Annotated in this window: 18 protein-coding genes; 3 read left to right on the plus strand and 15 right to left on the minus strand. The window is 42.3% G+C overall.

Translation table 11 applies throughout. The features are described 5' to 3' along the window. The first annotated feature begins 98 nt into the window (after positions 1-98). Positions 99-446 (plus strand): YgzB family protein, encoded by a 348-nt coding sequence (locus ACXAF2_RS13320; RefSeq protein ID WP_148968126.1) that lies wholly within the window; start codon positions 99-101, stop codon positions 444-446. An 81-nt stretch (positions 447-527) separates the two neighbouring features. Here the strand turns inward: ACXAF2_RS13320 and perR are convergent, their stop codons facing one another. The 8 genes from perR to ACXAF2_RS13360 all read right to left on the minus strand — a co-directional run bounded on the left by perR (position 528) and on the right by ACXAF2_RS13360 (position 6,430). After that, positions 528-968, minus strand: coding sequence for a peroxide-responsive transcriptional repressor PerR (perR, locus tag ACXAF2_RS13325; protein WP_475139324.1), 441 nt, complete (start codon positions 966-968; stop codon positions 528-530). Between the two features lie 93 nt (positions 969-1,061). After that, a complete protein-coding gene (locus ACXAF2_RS13330) occupies positions 1,062-1,610 on the minus strand; it encodes a cob(I)yrinic acid a,c-diamide adenosyltransferase (RefSeq protein WP_475139325.1) in 549 nt (182 codons plus the stop codon). 1 nt (position 1,611) lies between these two features. Further along, on the minus strand, positions 1,612-2,562 hold the full coding sequence (locus ACXAF2_RS13335; RefSeq protein ID WP_475139327.1) for a D-2-hydroxyacid dehydrogenase: 951 nt from the start codon (positions 2,560-2,562) through the stop codon (positions 1,612-1,614). A gap of 225 nt (positions 2,563-2,787) precedes the next feature. After that, positions 2,788-3,252, minus strand: coding sequence for a thioredoxin-dependent thiol peroxidase (gene bcp, locus ACXAF2_RS13340; protein ID WP_475139329.1), 465 nt, complete (start codon positions 3,250-3,252; stop codon positions 2,788-2,790). A 71-nt stretch (positions 3,253-3,323) separates the two neighbouring features. After that, positions 3,324-3,728 carry an ion channel gene (locus ACXAF2_RS13345; protein ID WP_475139330.1) on the minus strand — a complete coding sequence of 135 codons (405 nt, stop codon included), beginning with the start codon at positions 3,726-3,728 and terminating at the stop codon, positions 3,324-3,326. Positions 3,729-3,789: 61 nt separating this feature from the next. Then, positions 3,790-4,575, minus strand: a complete 786-nt coding sequence (locus ACXAF2_RS13350) for an ABC transporter permease (RefSeq protein WP_044339702.1) — start codon at positions 4,573-4,575, stop codon at positions 3,790-3,792. Between the two features lie 3 nt (positions 4,576-4,578). Then, positions 4,579-5,370, minus strand: a complete 792-nt coding sequence (locus tag ACXAF2_RS13355; RefSeq protein ID WP_475139331.1) for an ABC transporter permease — start codon at positions 5,368-5,370, stop codon at positions 4,579-4,581. A 49-nt stretch (positions 5,371-5,419) separates the two neighbouring features. Beyond that, positions 5,420-6,430 carry an ABC transporter ATP-binding protein gene (locus ACXAF2_RS13360; protein ID WP_475139333.1) on the minus strand — a complete coding sequence of 337 codons (1,011 nt, stop codon included), beginning with the start codon at positions 6,428-6,430 and terminating at the stop codon, positions 5,420-5,422. Between the two features lie 200 nt (positions 6,431-6,630). On the opposite strand from ACXAF2_RS13360, the gene ACXAF2_RS13365 reads away from it, so the two are divergent. Both ACXAF2_RS13365 and ACXAF2_RS13370 read left to right on the plus strand, forming a co-directional pair. Then, positions 6,631-7,917, plus strand: a complete 1,287-nt coding sequence (locus ACXAF2_RS13365) for a glutamate-1-semialdehyde 2,1-aminomutase (protein WP_475139335.1) — start codon at positions 6,631-6,633, stop codon at positions 7,915-7,917. A 272-nt stretch (positions 7,918-8,189) separates the two neighbouring features. Next, positions 8,190-9,272, plus strand: coding sequence for an FUSC family protein (locus ACXAF2_RS13370; protein WP_475139336.1), 1,083 nt, complete (start codon positions 8,190-8,192; stop codon positions 9,270-9,272). Positions 9,273-9,320: 48 nt separating this feature from the next. Here ACXAF2_RS13370 and nikC read toward each other — a convergent pair whose 3' ends face one another. From nikC to ntdP, 7 genes are all read right to left on the minus strand, one after another. Further along, on the minus strand, positions 9,321-10,217 hold the full coding sequence (gene nikC / locus ACXAF2_RS13375; protein WP_044339707.1) for a nickel transporter permease: 897 nt from the start codon (positions 10,215-10,217) through the stop codon (positions 9,321-9,323). A gap of 28 nt (positions 10,218-10,245) precedes the next feature. Next, on the minus strand, positions 10,246-11,250 hold the full coding sequence (locus ACXAF2_RS13380) for an ABC transporter permease (RefSeq protein ID WP_475139338.1): 1,005 nt from the start codon (positions 11,248-11,250) through the stop codon (positions 10,246-10,248). Positions 11,251-11,660: 410 nt separating this feature from the next. Next, on the minus strand, positions 11,661-13,250 hold the full coding sequence (locus tag ACXAF2_RS13385; RefSeq protein ID WP_475140388.1) for an ABC transporter substrate-binding protein: 1,590 nt from the start codon (positions 13,248-13,250) through the stop codon (positions 11,661-11,663). Between the two features lie 74 nt (positions 13,251-13,324). Further along, positions 13,325-14,290, minus strand: coding sequence for an ABC transporter ATP-binding protein (locus tag ACXAF2_RS13390; protein WP_148968115.1), 966 nt, complete (start codon positions 14,288-14,290; stop codon positions 13,325-13,327). Next, complete coding sequence (locus ACXAF2_RS13395) at positions 14,265-15,281, minus strand: ABC transporter ATP-binding protein (RefSeq protein ID WP_475139340.1); 1,017 nt, start codon at positions 15,279-15,281, stop codon at positions 14,265-14,267. The genes ACXAF2_RS13390 and ACXAF2_RS13395 overlap by 26 nt, the downstream gene beginning before the upstream one ends. Before the next feature lie 316 nt (positions 15,282-15,597). Continuing rightward, on the minus strand, positions 15,598-17,346 hold the full coding sequence (locus ACXAF2_RS13400; RefSeq protein WP_475139342.1) for an ABC transporter ATP-binding protein: 1,749 nt from the start codon (positions 17,344-17,346) through the stop codon (positions 15,598-15,600). 163 nt (positions 17,347-17,509) lie between these two features. Beyond that, on the minus strand, positions 17,510-18,040 hold the full coding sequence (gene ntdP / locus ACXAF2_RS13405; RefSeq protein WP_113970149.1) for a nucleoside tri-diphosphate phosphatase: 531 nt from the start codon (positions 18,038-18,040) through the stop codon (positions 17,510-17,512). Between the last annotated feature and the right edge of the window lie 110 nt (positions 18,041-18,150).

Raw genomic sequence — 18,150 nt, forward strand, 5'->3', positions numbered from 1 at the left:
TTTCCTTCTCTGAATATAGTCATTTTTCGACAAAACGGTTTCGTATCCCTCTTATCACAACAATTATGGTATAGTATTTTTTTAGGAGGGACAAACAAATGGCTAAGTATTCGAGTAAAATTAATAAAATCCGTACGTTTGCCTTAAGTTTGGTTTTCATCGGATTTATCATTATGTACGTAGGTATATATTTTAGAGAACATCCATGGGTTATGACAACATTCATGCTGCTGGGTTTTCTGGCGATCATTGGAAGCACGGTTGTCTATTTCTGGATCGGGATGCTATCCACTAAGGCTGTTCAAGTCACATGTCCTAATTGTGGGAAGGTCACAAAGGTCCTTGGACGGGTAGATATGTGTATGTATTGTAATGAACCATTGACTCTTGATCCGAACTTGGAAGGCGAAGAGTTTGATGAGGACTATAATAAAAAGAAAAGATAACCCAAATGAGAAAAGACCTTCTGCAGAAGGTCTTTTTTTAACATCAAAAAAGAATGGCCCTGATAGTAGGACCATCCTTACCTAGTGGGTTTCCTTTGTTGAGCAGTCAGGACACGTTCCATAGATTTCCATTCGATGGTTGTTCACCTTGAAACCCGTCACATGAGAAGCCAATTGCTCAACTTCATCCAGCCCAGGATAATGGAAGTCAACCATTTTCCCACAGCCATCACAGATGACATGGTAATGATCGGTTGTCACAAAATCAAAGCGACTTGAAGCATCACCATAAGTCAACTCTTTTACTAATCCTACTTCACGGAAAACGCGTAAGTTATTGTATACAGTAGCCACACTCATGTTCGGGAATTTCCCTTCGAGTGCTTTATATATGTCATCAGCAGTTGGATGAGCCATTGAATCAATGAGATACTCTAATATCGCATGACGTTGAGGAGTAATACGGACTCCCGTTTCCTTCAATGTCGAAATCGCTTCCTTTAATTGTCCTTCTTCAGACATCGTCATGCACCTCTTTTCATAAGAATTATTATTTTATAATGTTTATAAATAGTGTACTAATCAACGGTCCCATTTGTCAATCTTTCTCCCTAGTTACTCATGTAAGTTTTTCTCTTGTTCCCCGAGCTGCTGGTTTATATAGCGCCCTGCGACGAATAGATAGTCGGAAAGTCTGTTCAGATAAGAAAGGACCAACGGATTAATGTCTTCATCAATTCCAACCGCTTCTCTTTCGGCTCTTCTTACGATTGTTCTCGCCGTATGAAGTGCAGCTCCAGCAGGCTGACCTCCCGGAAGGATGAAATTGCTAAGGGGCGTAAGGGCACCATCAAGAAAGTCGATTTGCTCTTCCAATTCTTTAATATGTGATTGTTCAAGCTTCCACTTCACTTCTTTTCCTGCAGGAGTAGCCAGTTCCGCTCCAACATGAAAGAGAATCGTTTGCACCTTATGAAAGAACTCCTCAAACTTTTCTTTTCCATCAAAATATTCAGATTTAATGTAGCTTAGACCTAAACCAATCATGGAATTCGCTTCATCACATGTCCCGTATGCCTCAACCCGCTGATCTTTTTTTGATACTCTGGTTCCGTATACCAATGACGTTGTTCCCTTATCTCCGGTTTTCGTATAAATTTTCATCCTAATATCCCCTCTCTGCATCGATCACGTTAATATAGTTTTCACTATTCTTACGATATGTAGTTAAATTCTTTTTAAATATATCAAGTGCTCTTGGCATGTATTTTTTTGTGATGCTGGAAAGATGAGGCGTCACCGTTATGCCTTCATTCTGCCAGAACGGGTGATCCTCTGGTAATGGTTCATTTTCAAATACATCAAGGTACATATGTTGTATTAACTTCTTGTCACTTACTTCAAGGAGAACGGATTCCTCCACGAGATCCCCACGACCTATATTGATGAAAACAGCCGTGTCCTTCATTTGTTCAAAGTGCTCAACCTGCAGGAGATGCTTCGTTTTTTCAGTACTGGGCAGAACGGATACAATGTAATCGGCATTTGCCAGCTCCTTCTGAAATGTCTTCAGGGTAAACATGCTGTCAAAATGTTCTGTAGGAGAGCCGGAAGAGTTCACACCCGTCACTTTCATGTGAAACGCTTTTGCCAATCGTGCGATTTCTCCTCCAATGGCTCCTGCCCCCAGAACAAGAAGTGAGGTTTCATGAAGTTCTGAGGTTGGGAGTCTTCTGCTCCAAACGCTATTTTCTTCCTGGTTCCATACTGCTTGAAGCTGTTTTGCATGCTGAAGCATCAACCCGATCGTAAACTCAGCCATAGGAATTCTATGGATTCCCCTTGCATTGGTCACCAGGATGCCTCTTTTTTTAATAGCTTTAAATGGCATCTTCTCAAGGCCTGCCGAGGTGACCATGATCCATTTGCATTTCTCACTCTTTTCAATGTGAAAGTCGGTCAGATCTTCCCCCATGGTGACAATCACTTCTGCTTCTGAAAGTTCATTTTCAGCTTCTTTGATTTTTTTATAAAAAAGAAACTCAACCTCATGGAAACGATTCTTTAAGTCTGAGACAAACTCTTCCTTAGGTTGAAATGTGAAGATAATTTTCATGTAGCTGCCTCCCATCCCTATTGCCCATTATTTTACCATATTAGTACCGTATCACCCTATTTTAAGCATCCTTAAAAGCATAAAAAAAGAGGATCGACCTGGTCGATCCTTACACGGATGAGACTGACTTATTTGAGGAGGTTGCCCTACTCTTACTATATGTCTTTACCTCTCTTGTGAATGGACAAAAGCCTCAAGATTCTTAAAATAGGCTGAAAAATAGGTTCAAGAAAGGTTCTCTTGAATGTATTGAAGAGCTTCCTCCACATGTCCCTTCACTTTCACCTTTCTCCATTCCTTGGACATGTTTCCTTCTTTATCGATGATAAAGGTAGAACGTTCAATCCCCATATATTCTTTCCCGAAGTTCTTCTTTAGCTTCCACACACCGTATTCCTCTGCCACTTTATGATCTTCATCGACAAGCAAAAGGAACGGAAGTCCATGTTTGTCTACAAACTTTTCATGCTTATCAACGGGATCCGGACTAACCCCTAAGATAACGGCATCCAGATTCTCAAAGTTTTCATGTTGATCCCTGAAATCACATGCCTCTGTCGTACAACCTGGGGTCATGTCCTTTGGATAGAAATAAAGAACCACGTTTTTCCCCTGGTAATCTGAAAGCTTCACCTTTTCTCCATTACTTGCAAGTAATTCAAATTCCGGTGCTTTTTGACCCACTGTCATGTATCTTCGCCTCCATTGAATAATTTCTAACTTTAGCGTACCCAATGGGAGTGAAAAACTCAAACCATATGCTACTTGTTTTCGTAGTTTAAAAATGATTTCACGACAAAAGCGGCAGGTATGGTGTAACCGAGCCATGACTCAATGAGGGCAATTCCTCTCCCGATCCCAACAGGAGTTACATCCCCATATCCTACGGAGAAAAGGGTGATGCCACTGAAATACATCGTAGTGAAAAAATGATCTAAAAAGTTTCCGGTTAAGGGTTCCCCTCCCTCAACGAGAATCGGAATTCCTTCAAGCTCAAAGAGTGTGAACAGAAGACCGAATCCAATCATGATCGTGATATAGCTCATTCCTAAAAAGAGAAAATGAAGAAGTGAAACGTGATGCTCTTTCCACCTTGAAGGATAAAATAATGCCCGTAAACTCATCACCATGCAAAACAGAATGAAAAATCCAATGATATAAAGCATGTACATACCCTCTTTTTTCTGCTTGTCTTCCTATATGTACGCTTGATACTTCAGATTCATTCTAGTTACCTGCACCCCTGTATCGTTTCACTCCTTCATTCCATAACACGATTGAGAAGATGAAGAATCCGATGCCCACAAATGGAGTCAGAAACGAATATGGATACCATTCCGTCTTTTCCAGGAAAAAAGCAGATGGATAGACTCCAACAAACGCGAATGGAAGAATCCACGTTAACACGAATCGGATCACTTTATTATAGATATCAACGGGGTACCTTCCATAGTTACCGATATTGTACATCATCGGCATGATCGACGTTTTCGCATCCGACCAGAACCCGATGCTTGCAAGGGCGATGAAGATTCCTGCATACACAAGAGCTCCCCCGATTACAAAGAGGATAAATAAAACGGGTTCGTACCATTCAAAGGTAATATCCAGTCTTCCCCCGGCGTAGAACATAACCGAGAGGCCCGTTACCACTCCGAAGAGCGACTCCAGTTCCATTCGTTCTAAGATAATTTGAAACAAGCTGTGTATGGGACGGGTCAGGATCCGGTCGAACTCACCCTTCACCACATACCGGTCGTTAAAGTCCCAAATATTGAAGAACGAACTGAATAGTGCAAACGGGACCAGGAAGAAACCATATATGAAAATAATTTCGTCTCTTGTCCACCCGCTCAGAAGCTGAGTATGGCCAAACACGACCAGGATAAATACGAGGTTAACTGCCTGAAACAGTAAATCAGAAAGAATCTCGACAACCAGGTCGGCCCTGTATTGCAGCCTGATCTTCATATATTGGGCGACATATTGAAAAAACATCTTTACATAAAACATCTGTCACCCTCCTTGAATAATCATCTGTTTTTTTGCCATGACCCATAGTATCTTGATTGGTACAAGAAGAATCAATGACCATACGCCCTGCATAAGAATGGCGTTGAATGATTCAGAAGTCGTAAAACCATTGGTGAAAATCATGCTGGGAACATAACTTATACTTTGGAACGGTAAGTATCCCATCACATTTTGCGCCCAAAGGGGGAAGAAATGAATCGGCAGCAATAAGCCGGAAAACAAATCAATGACCACCCGTTTCGCCCGGATGAGACCATCATTATTAAATAAGAAAAAGGTCGTGATACCCGTCAATAAATTGATTTGTGTATTGATAATGAAGCTAAACAGGATTGAAATCGCAAATAAGCCCAAAGTATCAAACCCTGTACCTATTTGCAGCGGGAAGATGAGGCTGACAATAATCATTCCCGGGAACGAGAAAAACAACAGTCTGAAGACTCCCTCTCCGAGTCCCTGCATCGTCTTCATCCCCAGATAGTTATAGGGTCTGATAAATTCAACCGCCACTTTCCCCTCCTTGATTTCCTGAGCGATCTCACGGTCGATATTATTAAAGTAAAAGGCCCTCGCCATCCATGAAACGGCCACATACGTCGTCATTTGAATGATTGATAATCCTTCAATATCACTTTTTCCTCCGTAGATAGCCTGCCATAAGAAATAGTAAGCTCCAATATTGATACTGTATATTAATATTCCACTATAATAGTTAGTTCGATACGCCAGCATCATGAGAAAGCGGATGCGAATCATTTCTATATACTTAGCCATGATACCCTCCCAGACGCTGGAGCTGAACCGTTAGCTTCTAAGGCCAAACTCATCTCGTCACAGCCCCTTTTTCATAGATATTCCGTATGATCTCCTCCGTAGTCGTTTCTTCTATCTTCATGTCTTTCACTTTGAAACTCGCAACGATTTTCGTGATCAGTTGTGAGATAACTTCATCATCCGCTTCAATCAATGCGGAATAGCTTTGCTTTTTCTCATCAAACGACCAGGAGATGTTTTGATTCTTAGTAAGATCGGATAAGGCGGACAAACACGTGTCGTCCAGAAATTGAAACACGACTTCCTTTTGATCTCCCCAATTTTCCTTGAGCTGACTCAGAGCCCCGTCATAAATGATTTTCCCTTCATCCAACATCACGACCCGTTCACAAAGAGCTTCGATGTCGGTTAAATCATGGGTGGTTAGAAGAATCGTAGTATTGTACTTCTCGTTTATTTCTTTTAAAAATTGGCGGATCTTCAGTTTCACCAAAACATCCAATCCAATTGTAGGTTCATCCAAGAAAAGTAAAGGTGGATTATGGACAAGAGCCGCTGCCAATTCACATCTCATTCGCTGCCCCAGTGATAATTTACGGACCGGCTTGTCCAGTAGCGGTGCGATATCCAGTGTTTCAATCACATGATCCATATGTGCTTTATATTGTTGATCGGGGACTTTGTACACTTTCTTTAAGAGCTGGAAGGATTCCTGAACCGCAATGTCCCACCAGAGCTGGGAGCGCTGCCCAAACACGACCCCGATCGTCTGAACGAATTTTTCCCGATCACGATGAGGATTCATTCCATTGACGTTCAACTCTCCCCCGGTCGGTGTCAAGATCCCGGTCAGCATCTTGATGGTAGTGGATTTTCCGGCTCCATTTTCACCGATGTATCCGACCATCTCACCCTGTTTCACATTGAATGAGATATCGTTCACCGCAGGAACGATTTTATAATTACGCGTAAACAAATCCCTGAATGCCCCTTTTAACCCGGAACGACTGGAAAAAGCCTTGAATTCCTTACGCAAGTGATGTACTTCGATTGCATTCATACTGCGTCCTCCTAATATCAAAAAAAGTATCGGCCCCTCATTTACAAACAAAGAATAGTGTACCACAGAGATCTGATTCCCTTAGAACAGTCTGCTTGAAAATTAGTGTGCCCAATGATTCCCTATTTGCTAAAGTGGAAATGACCGTACTACAATAGAAGAGTAATAGATAGCTAAATACACTTATATAGGAGGAAAACATGAAATATACTGAATCAGAAACTTTACATACAGAAGCATTGGAACATATCGTAGGAGGAGTGAATAGCCCGTCACGTTCATATAAAGCAGTAGGCGGAGGCTCCCCGGTTGCAATGGAAAGAGGACAAGGCGCATACTTCTGGGATGTTGACGGAAATAAATACATCGATTATCTGGCAGCATATGGACCTATCATTACCGGTCACGCCCACCCACATATTACAGAAGCGATCAAAACAGCGGCGGAAAATGGAGTCCTTTACGGAACCCCCACCCGACATGAAGTGAAGTTTGCCAAAATGATCAAAGAAGCAATGCCTTATATGGACAAGGTTCGATTTGTAAACTCCGGGACTGAAGCGGTTATGACAACGATTCGTGTTGCAAGAGCATACACGGGGAAAGACAAAGTCATTAAATTCGCAGGCTGCTATCACGGTCACTCAGATCTGGTCCTGGTTGCAGCTGGATCTGGACCATCTACATTAGGAACTCCTGATTCAGCCGGTGTTCCAAAAAGTATCGCCCAGGAAGTCATCACGGTTCCATTCAACGACATCGAGCCATTTAAAGCAGCAATGGAAAAATGGGGAGATCAAATTGCAGCGGTCCTCGTGGAACCCATCGTAGGAAACTTCGGAATTGTAGAACCTAAAGAAGGGTTTCTTGAGCAAGTGAATGAGATTGCTCATAATGCCGGTTCCCTTGTCATTTATGATGAAGTCATCACGGCATTCCGATTCATGTACGGCGGGGCACAGGATATCTTAAAGGTAAAGCCTGACTTAACGGCGCTGGGAAAAATCATCGGCGGCGGTCTTCCAATCGGAGCTTACGGCGGCAAGAAAGAAATCATGGAACAGGTTGCCCCGTTAGGACCTGCCTATCAAGCAGGTACAATGGCAGGAAATCCCGCTTCCATCCTTTCAGGAATTGCCTGCCTTGAAGTATTAAAAGAAGAAGGCGTATATGAGAAACTTGATAAACTCGGGGAAATGCTTGAAAAAGGGATCCTTGCTGCCGCTGAAAAACATAACACACCGATCTCCATTAACAGATTGAAAGGAGCCCTCACTCTTTACTTTACGACAGAAAAAGTGGAGAATTATGAACAAGCGGAAGCAACAGATGGAGAAATGTTTGCCAGGTTCTTTAAGCTGATGCTGAATCAGGGAATCAATCTTGCTCCTTCTAAATATGAGGCATGGTTCCTTACAACTGCTCATACCGAACAAGATATACAGGAAACGATCGAAGCTGTCGATCGTGCTTTTGCACAATTATAATCGAATAAGAAACCAGTCAAAGACTGCCCCACCGGTATTTCACCCTGTCGGAGCAGTCTTTTTGGTTCACTCGGTATGAATAACCCTTTCCTTCCTGGCATATCTATTCATTTGGTAGAAGAATTCCGTTTCCCTATTTGTTTATTCTCTTCATCAAAAAGGTACATATTTTGTAGAAACATATTTAAATTTCCCTATTGATATTGCTTGTAAGTACATGTATAGTACAGTATTGTTTATAAAAAAGTTACACAAGAAAGGATCCTAATTCCATGAAACTTGGTGCTCGCATCCTTAAAACGGGAATTGCGATTGTATTAGCTTTACTTGTATCTCAGCTATTGAATATACCGTCTCCAGTGTTTGCTGGAATCGCGGCTGTGTTTGCCGTCCAGCCCACCATCTATCGTTCATATCTATCGATTATTGAACAAATTCAAGCGAACCTGATAGGTGCCTGTATTGCCGTTATTTTCGTTCTCTTATTCGGCAGCAATCCTCTTATTGTGGGTCTCGCTGCTGTCATAGCCATTGCCATCATTCTTAAATTAAAGCTGCAAAACACAATCGGCCTTGCCCTTGTAACGTTGATCGCGATTATGGAAGTGACGGATCAGGATTTTATTCAATTTGCATTTATCCGTTTCTCAACCATCATGATCGGAGTATTTTCATCGTTCATCATTAACTTGATCTTCCTGCCGCCAAAATACGAAACGAAGCTTTACCATAAAATATCTGATTCTACAGAAGAAATCTTAAAGTGGATCCGATTAAGTTCAAGGCACGCAACAGAGTTCCACCTCTTGAAAAAAGACTTGGAGCGCATCAAAGAAAAGCTTATTAAGGTCGATCAATTGTACCTTCTCTATAAAGAAGAACGGGACTATTTCAAGAAAAATTCGATTGTCAAAAGTCGTAAGCTTGTCATTTTCCGTCAAATGATTTCCTCAACGAATCGAAGCTTTGACATCTTGAAACGATTAAACCGGTATGAAAATGAAATTTTTCAGTTGCCGGATGAATTACGTGGGGTCATCAAGGGACAGCTTGATTGTCTCCTTACTTATCACGAACAGCTCCTTTTGAAGTTCTTGGGTAAGATGCATCCCCATACTGAGTCAGAAGCCCAGCAGGATGTGTGCATGCATCGCAAAGAACTGATGAATATCATGATCCAGGAAGTAAAACAGCATAGTAAAGATGATAATATTCATAATTTCCATCTGCTGCATATTTTCTCTGCTATCTTTGAATACGATGAGCATTTAGAGCACCTGGAAAAACTCATCACAAGCTTCCAATCGTATCATAAAGAAGACAATGAAGTGATGATCGGGGAAGAAGAAGAATAAAAACGGAGCAAAGGATGTGATTTCCTTTGCTCCGTTTTTTTGTTCTATTTAGTTTTTCATTTTCGGATCAAGGGCATCCCGAAGTCCGTCCCCCATCAAGTTGAATCCCAGTACCGTCAGCATGATGGCAAGTCCCGGGAAGATCATTGTCCACGGGGCTTGCAGCATGAACGTACGTGCATCAGCCAGCATTTTTCCCCATTCGGGCTGAGGGGCTTGTGCACCTAAACCAAGGAAGCCAAGTGCCGCAGCTTCAATTATTGCAGTCGCAATGGCCAGAGTTCCTTGTACAATGATCGGCGCCATACTGTTAGGAAGGATATGACTCAATAGAATACGGCTATCTTTCATCCCAATGGCTTTCGCAGCCATCACATACTCTTCCTGCTTTACACTCAACACCCGTGACCGGATGAGTCGCCCAAAGTTAGGGATATTGATAATTGCAATGGCAATTAAAGCATTTCTCAGGGATGGCCCAAGAGCAGCTACAACAGCTATCGCTAACAGGATACTTGGAAATGCGAGCATGATATCAAAGATTCGCGAGATAATCGTATCCACCCATCTTCCATAATAACCTGCCACGATTCCCAGTAGACTTCCTACTACTGCTGAACCGATTACTGCAAAGAAACCTACCCATAATGAAATTCGTGCCCCATAAATAATTCTGGACAATATATCCCGTCCAAAGTCATCTGTCCCGAGCCAATGTTCAGAAGATGGAGCCTGCAGTCTTTTCGATAAATCTTGTTCATTGATGCCTTGTGGGGCAATGACTGGTGCAGCAATGGCTAAGACGACAAAGAAAAGCACGATAAAAAATCCGACTAAAGCGATTTTGTTTTTCCGAAAGCTTTTCCACGCTTCCTTCCAAGGAGAAACCGTTTCCTCCTGCAGGGAAGGATGAAGCTCTTTTTGCGGTTCTGCTAATTCTGCCATGAGAGTTCACCTCTTTCTTCTATTGATGTTAGTTGTATTTAATGCGCGGATCGACAGCAGCATATAGTAAATCGACGATTAAGTTAATTGTGACAAAGATCGTTGCCACTACGAGAATACCTGACTGTACAACAGGATAATCACGGAAGCCGATCGCTTCATAAATATAGCGACCAATTCCAGGCCATCCAAAGATCGTCTCTGTCAAAATCGCTCCACCCAATAGGAGCCCCATTTGCAGACCGATCACCGTCAATACTGGAATGATGGCATTTTTAAGAGAATGCTTGTACACAACCCAGAACATTTTCAGACCCTTGGCACGAGCAGTTCGAATGTAATCCGAACGCATGACCTCAAGCATACTTGAACGGGTCATACGGGCAATGATCGCCATAGGAATCGTCGCAAGTGCAATACCAGGAAGGATCAGATGCCTCATCACTTCACCTAATTGATCGAAACGTCCTTGTATGATGGTGTCAATAATATAGAGGTTCGTAATGGCATCGATTGGATTACGAATGTTTTCCCTACCTGTGGTTGGAAGCCAGTCAAGTTGAATACCAAAGATCCACTGCTCCATCAAACCAAGCCAGAAGATCGGCATAGACACCCCGACTAGAGCCAGTATCATGGCCGTATAATCAAACCATGAGTTCTGGAACCAGGCACTGATGATACCCGCATTCACCCCAATGACCACGGCGATGACGATCGCTACAATCGCCAATTCGGCTGTCGCAGCCAAGTATGGCCATATTTCACTTGAAACTTCTGTTTTTGTACGAATAGAGCTGCCTAAATCACCTGTTAAAAGGCCTTTTAAGTACTCAAAATATTGAACATACCAGGCATTATCAAGACCTAACTGTGTTCTAAGCTGTTCAATGGCTTCTTTTGAAGCCTGTTGACCCAGGATCACTTGGGCAGGGTCTCCAGGTATCGCCCGAATGATAAAGAATACAATAAAGGTCATCCCTAATAATACGGGTATTAATTGAAGTAATCTTCGTATGGTGTATTGAAACATTTAGTTCACCTCTCTGAAAGGAGATTCTAGTATTCTTGGAAGCTTGCTTAAATCGTTTTTATATTCCTTGCTTGTCGGCGCTGAACAAGCCGCCTCCGCTTTTCTTTTTTGTCCAGCTGCGGCGGCTAGCCCTCGAGGTCATAAGCTAAATGGTCCAAGAAGGCAAAGAGCGCCTTCCCGGCCCATTCATCTTATGCTTGTCGGCGCTGAACAAGCCGCCTCCGCTTTTCTTTTTGTCCAGCTGCGGCGGCTAGCCCCTCGAGGTCATAAGCTAAATGGTCCAAGAAGGCAAAGAGCGCCTTCCCGGCCCATTCATCTTATGCTTGTCGGGGCTGAACAAGCCGCCTCCGCTTTTCTATGTACAAAGGGGAGACTTAAAGTCATCTCCCCTAGGTTGAAGCTTATTAGGACTATTCCATGTCTACTGCACCTAAGAAGTCAGATCCGGTTGGATGCGGTTGGAAGTTCTTCACTGCCGCACTACCTGCTAATAATGGTGTTGAGTGAGCCAAAGGTACCCAAGGAGCATCTTCATGGATGATTTCCTGAGCCTGTTTGTACATCTCTTCACGTTTTGCTTGATCTGTTTCAGATTGAGCAGCGATTAATAATTCATGAAGCTCGTCATTACTGTAGTACGTGTAGTTATTACTTCCGATATTGTCTTTATCAAGTAATACATATAGGAAGTTATCTGCATCACCGTTGTCACCGGTCCATCCAAGTAAGAACGCATCCGCTTCTCCGTTACGGGCCTTCTCTAGGTAGGTTGCCCATTCGTAAGATACGATTTTAGCTTTAACCCCTACTTCTTCTAGATCCGCCTGAATCGCTTCAGCTACTTTTTGACCATCCGGCATGTACGGACGTGGTACAGGCATTGCCCATAATTCCATTTCAAATCCATCTTCAAGTCCTGCTTCAGCAAGAAGTTCTTTTGCTTTTTCAGGATTGTATTCATATCCTTCAAGTGCATCATTGTAGCCGCCAATAACTGGAGGCATTGGGTTTTTCGCTACTTCTGCTCTTCCTTCGAAGAATGCGTCAATGATTTCCTGCTTGTTGATGGCATAGTTAATTGCCTGACGTACTTTTGGATTATCAAATGGTTTACGAGTCGAAGTTAACCCTAAGTATCCAACGTTCATTGAAGGACGTTCGAATAATTGTAATTGGTCGTTCCCTTCAACTTGTGCTGCATCACTTGGATTGATACCATCTGCAAGATCGATTTCACCAGAAACCAGTGCGTTAAGGCGTGCAGAGTTTTCAGGAATTGATTTGAAGACAACTTGATCTAATTTCGGTAGATCTTTTTTCCAGTAGTCTTCATTCTTAACTAAAACGATTTTGTCATTACGCTTCCACTCTTTGAACTTGAAAGGACCTGTTCCTGCATCAGTCGGTGCTTCGCCTAACTTATCACCTAACTCATCAAGAGCTTTAGGACTTACAATCGCAAACGGACTCATCGCAATGTTCTTTAAGAACGGAGCCTGAGGGCGCTTAAGAACGAACTCAACTGTTTTCTCATCAACCGCTTTTACTTCATTGATAACGTGACCTTCATCACCTTTAAATCCACCAAACATAGATTTATAGTAGTAGAATGCTTCTTCATTCCCATTCATCCAACGCTCGAAGTTCTTCACTACTGCGTCAGCATTGAAATCTGTACCATCTTGGAATTTAACACCTTCACGAAGTGTGAACGTATACGTTAAACCGTCTTCAGATACCTTCCACTCTTCAGCCAATCCTGGATTTGGTTCTGTATCCTGTTCACCAAATTCAACTAAAGTTTCGAAGATATTCTTTGTTACTTTAAATGATTCTCCATCTGTAACCGCAGCAGGATCAAGTGCTACTGAGTCCCCCCCGCGACCAAAGATCAATACTTTTGGATCGCCGCTATCTTTACTGTCGCTGCCTTCGCCTGAAGAGCTTTCATTTCCTCCACATCCGTAAAGAACAGATGATACGAGTAGGATGAGCAGCATTAAAATTGACCAGCTTTTTTTTCTCAACTAAATCCCCTCCTGAATAATGTTTATATACTTATGAGACTTGTCTTCTAGTAAAGATGACAAGCTACATAATGCCCTGGTTGGTGTTCCTTGAATTCCGGTACTTTCTGTTTGCAGATCTCCGTTGCATGTGGACATCTGGTGTGAAATGTACAGCCACTTGGCGGGTTGGACGGACTGGGAATGTCACCCTGCAAGAGAATCGTTTCCCTTTTGAAATCCGGATCCGGTACCGGTACCGCTGATAGAAGTGCCTGGGTGTATGGATGAAGCGGTTTTTCATAAAGTGTTTCACTATTACTCAGCTCTACCATTTTTCCGAGATACATCACGCCTACCCGGTCACTAATATGTCTAACTACACCTAAATCATGTGCAATGAAGATATAGGTGAGTCCGAACTCTTTTTGCAAATCCTGCATCAGGTTCAGGACCTGGGATTGAATGGATACGTCAAGAGCTGAAACAGGCTCATCGGCTATTATGAGCTTGGGTTTCGTCATCAAAGCCCGCGCGATCCCAATCCGCTGTCTTTGTCCACCGCTGAATTGATGTGGATAACGTTTCGCATGATAGCTGCTTAACCCGACAATATTAAGTAGTTCATGAACCCTCTTTTTTCTTTCCTTTGCTGAACCCATTCCATGGACCTTCAATGGTTCTTCGAGAATCTGTTCAACAGTATGCCTCGGGTTTAAGGAAGCAAAAGGATCCTGAAAGACCATCTGCATCTCCCGGCGAATCTTCCTCATTTCTGAGTTTGATAGACTCGTAAGCTCTCGATCTTCGAATGTCACTTTTCCTTCGGATGGATCGATGAGTCTCATAAGCATCCTGCCAGTCGTAGATTTGCCACATCCACTTTCACCTACGATTCCCAGGGTCTCTCCTTTATTCACTGTAAAAGATACCCCGTCTACTGCTTTTACCGAACTGACAGGTCGTCCAAGAATTCCTCCTGTAATTGGAAAGTGTTTCTTAAGATTCTCAACCTTTAGCAACGGTTCCGTCATAAACTCCCTCCTCCACTTCATCGAACAGGAAGCATCGTGTGCAATGTCCTTGTGATGTTTCATATAATTCCGGTGTTTCAACTAAACAGCGATCGAAGGCATATTCACAGCGGGCTGCAAATCGGCATCCTGTCTTAATGGACCCCGGTTTCGGAACATTCCCCTGAATCGAGTGCAGTCGCTGCTGCTTGATTCTCATATCCGGTACGGATTGAATCAGGCCTTTCGTGTATGGATGCTGAGGGTTTTTAAAGATTTCTTCTACTTTCCCCTCTTCCACCACTTTACCTGAGTACATAACGACCACCCGTTCACATGTTTCAGCAACTACTCCTAAATCATGAGTAATCAAGAGGACCGCTGTATTCAATTCTTTATTTAATCGTTTCATCAATTTTAAAATTTGGGCCTGAATCGTCACATCAAGAGCGGTTGTCGGCTCGTCTGCTATCAACACACGTGGATCACAAACCATTGCCATGGCAATCATGACCCTTTGTCTCATGCCGCCTGATAGCTGATGAGGATAATCCTTGATAAGCTCTTCAGATCTCGGTAAACCTACCATCTTCATTATTTCAATCGCTTTATCCCTTGCTTGTTTCTTTCCAACCTTAGTATGTATTCGTATTGCTTCCGTTAATTGGTCACCTATAGTAAAAACAGGGTTTAAAGATGTCATTGGCTCCTGGAAGATCATTGCTATATCATTGCCCCGGATATCTCTCATTCGCTTTTCAGATGCTTGTGTCAGATCTTCATCTTTATACAGAATCTTCCCACCAACTATTTTCCCCGGTGGTTTCGGTACCAGGCCCATAATGGATAGGGATGTAACACTTTTACCACATCCACTCTCCCCAACGATCCCGAGCACCTCCCCTTCATTCACATGAAAGCTAACTCCATCGACTGCAGGAACTTCTCCGTCATCAGTAAAAAAGGAGGTCCTCAAATCTTCCACTTTTAGTAAAGGACGCGCTTCGCTCATTCAAATCCTCCTCTTGAAACTTTCTCTCTTTTCTTAATAGTGATTATTTTCTAAATTTTATATGTTTCTTATTATACAAGATGTTACAAATGTTGCAATCTATTTTCAGAATTTTTCTACACAAAACCCATTTACTCTTTCATGCCTAATTCAATTCAATATATGTCCAATTATTCTTTTCATTCCTTCCAGATAAAGTTATTTAGCCCTACTTCTTTCACCGAAGACCTGAAATAAGTTTGATATTTTATTTAGAAAAACAAAAAAAGTCATGACTTTTATCACATGAATCGTGATAAGTCATGACTTTCTTGGTTTATTGATCGAGTTGCTGTACTTGGAAGAGTTTATAGTAATGACCCTGTTTTGCCATCAGCTCTTCATGTGTGCCCATTTCGACAACTTCCCCGTGCTCCATATGAATGATTCTGTCGGCATGGGTGATCGTTGATAATCGATGAGCCACTATGAAGGTCGTTCGATCTTTTGCCAGGATTTCAAGAGATTCCTGGATAAGGTGTTCGCTTTCCAGATCTAGGGCTGACGTTGCTTCATCAAGTATGAGAATCGGTGGGTTTTTTAGGAACACCCTGGCAATCGCGACACGCTGCTTCTGTCCACCAGATAGTTTCACACCTCGTTCTCCTACTTTCGTGTCATAGCCTTGAGGTAATTTCATGATGAACTCATGTGCATTTGCCGCCTTGGCAGCTTCTATTACTTCTTCATCCTTTGCATCAGGATTACCGAATTTAATATTCATCTTGACCGATTCACTAAAGAGAATATTATCCTGAAGCACCATTCCGATATTATCCCGCAAAGACCTCACCTGAAATCTTCTGATGTCTGTTCCATCTAAAAGAATTTCACCACCTGTGACATCATAAAAACGGGGAATAAGACTGACGAAGGATGATTTCCCTCCCCCGCTCATACCGACCAGAGCGACGGTTTCACCTGTTTTAATATCAAGGTTGAGATTACGCAATACATCTTCCTCTTCAGATTCATAGCGGAAGGAAACATTTTTAAAATGAATATCTCCGCGTACATTTTCACAAGGAATCGCCCCTCGCTCATCATCAATATCATACTTCTCATCCATGAACTCAAATACACGGTCCATGGAAGCGATCGATTGAGTCAAGGTTGTAGAAGAATTCACCAGTCGTCTAAGCGGACCATAGAGACGATCGATATATGCGATAAAGGCAGCCATTGTACCAATGGTCAGATCTCCATTAATAACCTGCAGCCCAGCATATCCGATGATGATTAACGGAGAAATATCCGTAATGGTATTCACAACCGCGAACGCTTTCGCATTCCAGCTTGTTTGCTTTAAGGCTTTCGTTAAGAAGTTGCTATTTTGATCTTGAAACTGTTTTTGTTCATAATCTTCTACAGCAAAACTCTTGATGACAGCCATTCCTTGGACCCGTTCGTGTAAATGACTTTGAACCTCCGCCAGTGCCTGAGAACGGTCTCTCGTCAACCCTCTAAGTCTGCCAAAGAAATAACGGACAGAAAAAGCATAGAAAGGAAATGCTATTAAAGAAACAAGTGTTAACGAAACATCCATCGTAAACATGATGGAGAGGGCAATGACAATGGTAGCGGCATCCAGCCATAGGTTCATCAGACCGGTGATTACGAAATTCTTCGTTTGTTCTACATCATTGATGACCCTGGAAATGACTTCCCCCGCTCTTGTATTCGAATAATACTTAAAGCTGAGTCGTTGAATATGTGAAAACAAATGATCCCTTAAGTCATACAAGATCTTGTTTCCCGTCCACTGAGCAAAGTACTGTCGATAATACTCTACAGGCGGTCTTACAAGTAAGAAAAGGCCAAGCATGATCCCCATGATCATCAGTAATTGATTTGTTTTTTCTTCCGCAGACAGGCCCGAAGCCCCCACAATATCATCAATGACATATTTGATTAAAATCGGGATTAATAACGGGATGGTAAATTTAATAATACCTATGATTAATGTACCAATAATTTGCCACCGATAAGGTTTTACAAATTGAAGGTAGCGTTTGATACTATCCAAGTGATTACTCCTTTCTAAGATGTGAGTATTTATTTTGCCCCAATAAAAAGGGATGACCCTGTATGGAACGCAGCAATGTTCCTCTTCAAGTCCTTTCAGGAAATGAAAAGGGTTGCTCCTTACTGGGTCAGCCCTTTAATGCCTATACAGTTTTCCAGTTGTGTTACCCCCTGTGAGTAAGATAACGCTCGTACCAAATGTCAATAAAGTCAGGAGCAAATGGCCCTTTTCTTTGTCGGATCCAGCGAACAAGCTTGTCGACATTTCGCTTCAGGATGTGGTCGATCACATCCGGGTAACCGTACAACTTGCGATGAGCTTCATACTCATCCTCATCCAGCAATGTATATGTCATATCAGGAAACACTTTAATATCCAAGTCGTAATCAATATACTTGATCGCTTCATGGTCATATACAAATGGTGAGCTTAAATTACAATAATAATAAATACCGTCCTCACGAATCATACAAATAATGTTAAACCATAGCTCTGAATGAAAATAGCATATTGCCGGTTCACGGGTCATCCACGTTCTTCCGTCTGATTCCGTCACCATCGTTCGATCATTTCCACCGATTATCTGATTGCTTGTTCCTTTCAGAACCGTCGTCTCATTCCATATCCGGTGAATGTTGCCATCATGCTTAAAGCTATGTATTTGTACTGATTTTCCTTCAGTGGGAACCGCCATCGTATCCCCTTCTTTCATTTCAAAATTACCCTTATATATACTTGTCTATTCTATCATTATAACGTTTCCTCAGAAAATTTAAAACAAAAGGGCTATCCTTAAAGAAAAAA

This window comes from Rossellomorea sp. ABR4_004, assembly GCF_056159585.1.

Bases quoted from the DNA above. Each gene is read 5' to 3' on its own strand.
- ACXAF2_RS13355 (WP_475139331.1), bottom strand. From the start codon at position 5,370: ATGGCTAAGTATATAGAAATGATTCGCATCCGCTTTCTCATGATGCTG.
- ACXAF2_RS13345 (WP_475139330.1), bottom strand. From the start codon at position 3,728: ATGCTTTATATCATTGGATTTTTCATTCTGTTTTGCATGGTGATGAGT.
- ACXAF2_RS13390 (WP_148968115.1), bottom strand. From the start codon at position 14,290: ATGACGGAACCGTTGCTAAAGGTTGAGAATCTTAAGAAACACTTTCCA.
- ACXAF2_RS13330 (WP_475139325.1), bottom strand. From the start codon at position 1,610: ATGAAAATTTATACGAAAACCGGAGATAAGGGAACAACGTCATTGGTA.
- bcp (WP_475139329.1), bottom strand. From the start codon at position 3,252: ATGACAGTGGGTCAAAAAGCACCGGAATTTGAATTACTTGCAAGTAAT.
- ACXAF2_RS13385 (WP_475140388.1), bottom strand. From the start codon at position 13,250: ATGCTGCTCATCCTACTCGTATCATCTGTTCTTTACGGATGTGGAGGA.
- nikC (WP_044339707.1), bottom strand. From the start codon at position 10,217: ATGGCAGAATTAGCAGAACCGCAAAAAGAGCTTCATCCTTCCCTGCAG.
- perR (WP_475139324.1), bottom strand. From the start codon at position 968: ATGTCTGAAGAAGGACAATTAAAGGAAGCGATTTCGACATTGAAGGAA.
- ACXAF2_RS13335 (WP_475139327.1), bottom strand. From the start codon at position 2,562: ATGAAAATTATCTTCACATTTCAACCTAAGGAAGAGTTTGTCTCAGAC.
- ACXAF2_RS13365 (WP_475139335.1), top strand. From the start codon at position 6,631: ATGAAATATACTGAATCAGAAACTTTACATACAGAAGCATTGGAACAT.
- ntdP (WP_113970149.1), bottom strand. From the start codon at position 18,040: ATGGCGGTTCCCACTGAAGGAAAATCAGTACAAATACATAGCTTTAAG.
- ACXAF2_RS13320 (WP_148968126.1), top strand. From the start codon at position 99: ATGGCTAAGTATTCGAGTAAAATTAATAAAATCCGTACGTTTGCCTTA.
- ACXAF2_RS13395 (WP_475139340.1), bottom strand. From the start codon at position 15,281: ATGAGCGAAGCGCGTCCTTTACTAAAAGTGGAAGATTTGAGGACCTCC.
- ACXAF2_RS13360 (WP_475139333.1), bottom strand. From the start codon at position 6,430: ATGAATGCAATCGAAGTACATCACTTGCGTAAGGAATTCAAGGCTTTT.
- ACXAF2_RS13350 (WP_044339702.1), bottom strand. From the start codon at position 4,575: ATGTTTTATGTAAAGATGTTTTTTCAATATGTCGCCCAATATATGAAG.
- ACXAF2_RS13380 (WP_475139338.1), bottom strand. From the start codon at position 11,250: ATGTTTCAATACACCATACGAAGATTACTTCAATTAATACCCGTATTA.
- ACXAF2_RS13370 (WP_475139336.1), top strand. From the start codon at position 8,190: ATGAAACTTGGTGCTCGCATCCTTAAAACGGGAATTGCGATTGTATTA.